At 67.1% G+C, this 1830-nt stretch carries 2 protein-coding genes; one reads left to right on the top strand and one right to left on the bottom strand.

Features of this window, described 5'->3' with window-relative positions; translation table 11 throughout:
* Window positions 1-85: 85 nt before the first annotated feature.
* Window positions 86-319, bottom strand: a complete 234-nt coding sequence (locus AC5RWT_RS36970; protein WP_494084555.1) for a hypothetical protein — start codon at window positions 317-319, stop codon at window positions 86-88.
* Window positions 320-660: 341 nt separating this feature from the next.
* Here AC5RWT_RS36970 and AC5RWT_RS36965 point away from each other — a divergent pair.
* Window positions 661-1830 (top strand): SCO6880 family protein (locus tag AC5RWT_RS36965; protein ID WP_494084554.1); only part of this gene is annotated, 1170 nt, incomplete at its 3' end.

Genomic DNA, 1830 nt, shown 5'->3' with positions numbered 1-1830 from the left:
TGCCCACCACGGCCGCATTCACGAACACGGAAATGGGCAGGCAATGGTTCCAAAAGGCCGTCGGCTGGACTATCGCCTTCATCCTTTACAAGCCGGCGGCGGCGATCGTGTATTCGGTCGCGTTTCTACTGATGGGCAACACCAGCGGCCGTGACGCTCTGGTGGGTTCCATCAGCGGGTTCACGTTGATGATCGTGGCGTTGTTCGCGCTTCCAGCCCTGATGCGGTTCGTCACGCCGATGGTGGGAGCCGTTGCCGCTGGCAGTGGGGCAGCGGCAGGAGCCGCCGTGGGTGCCCTCGCCACCGGGGCTGTGTCCATGGGCCGAGTTGGCAGTGGACGGGGCAATGCAGCGCCCACCCCAGCCAGCACCAGCAGCACAACCAGCACGAACGCAGGCAATTCTCCCAAGGGTAGTTCTGGACATTCAGGCCCCCGTGGTGGGGGAGGGCAGCCAACGCCTGGCTCTTCGAGTCCGCGTGGCGCCGCTGGCACCGCAGGCAAAGCGGGAGCTGCATCACCGGCCGGAGGTGCTGGGGCCGCGACGGGAGCCACGGCGGCGGGCCCGGCTGGCATGGCCGTAGCGACAGGCGTACAGGTGGTGTCCAGGACATCAGAGGCAATCAAGACGACCGCTCAGGATTCAACCGGGGAGGGCCCCAGTGGCAGCAATTAACACCGAATACAAAGAACCGTCCTACGGCAACTGGCGCGTCCCGCGCTCAGCCGGGTTAGGCAATCTCGGCGCTATCGGCACCGGCATCGTCATGGTCGGCCTCCTCCTGGGCATCGTCAGCTTCGCCATCTGGGGCCTATTCGTCGGCCTTGGCGTCCTCGCCGTTGCCGGCGCCTGCGCACTGCTTCTGACCGTCAAGGACAAGCACGGCCAGTCCGTCGTGGACCGTCTGGGGATCCGCATGGCGTTCAAGGTCTCGAAGTCCTCTGGGACCAACCTGTACCGCTCGGGGCCGCTGGGCGTGACTGAATGGGGCATGTACCAGCTCCCAGGGCTGGCTGCGAAGTCCACCCTGTACGAGTTCACCGACTCCTACAAGCGTCCGTTCGCCATGCTGCACGTGCCGGCCACCAGCCACTTCACGGTGATCTTCTCCACCGAACCGGACGGGGCTTCCCTCGTGGACCCGGAGCAGGTTGATGCATGGGTGGCTAACTGGGGCGGCTGGCTCGCCGGTCTGGCCGACGAGGCCGGCCTGGACGCCGCTGCCGTCACCGTTGAGACCGCCCCGGACTCCGGGTACCGGCTGCGGAACGAAGTCATGATGAACATTGACCCGAACGCACCGCAGTTCGCCAAGGATATGCTCCACGAGGTCGTCCAGACCTACCCCGAAGGATCGGCCACGGTCCGCGCCTGGGTGTCCCTGACCTTCAACGCCTCCCTCCGGGCAGGGTCGAAGAAACGCACCCCCGAAGACGTCGCCCGCGACCTGGCCTCCCGGATCCCCGGCCTGTCGGCACGGCTCCAGTCCACCGGAGCCGGGATCGCCCGGCCCATGTCCGCACAGGAACTCTGCGAGGTCGTCCGGATCGCCTACGACCCGCCGGCCGCGCTGATCATTGACGAGGCCCACGCCGCGGGCACCCCGGTTTCCCTGACCTGGGGCGAGGCCGGCCCCACCGCGACGCAGGCCAACTGGGACGACTACCGCCACGACTCCGCATTCTCGGCCTCCTGGACCATGACGGGCGCGCCCCGCGGGTCCGTGAACTCCTACGTCCTGTCGCGGCTGCTGGCCCCGCACGGGGACATTGACCGCAAACGCATCTCCCTGCTCTACCGCCCGATGGACTCCGCCAAGGCAGCAACCATC

This window comes from Arthrobacter sp. Dra40, assembly GCF_059091905.1.
The sequence above is the reverse complement of the archived record's forward strand: the minus strand, read 5'-3'. Positions and strand labels throughout refer to the sequence as shown.

Excerpts from the sequence above, each read along its gene's own strand:
- AC5RWT_RS36970 (WP_494084555.1), bottom strand. The coding sequence starts at position 319 with ATGGACACAGCCCCGGTGGCGAGGGCACCCACGGCGGCTCCTGCCGCT.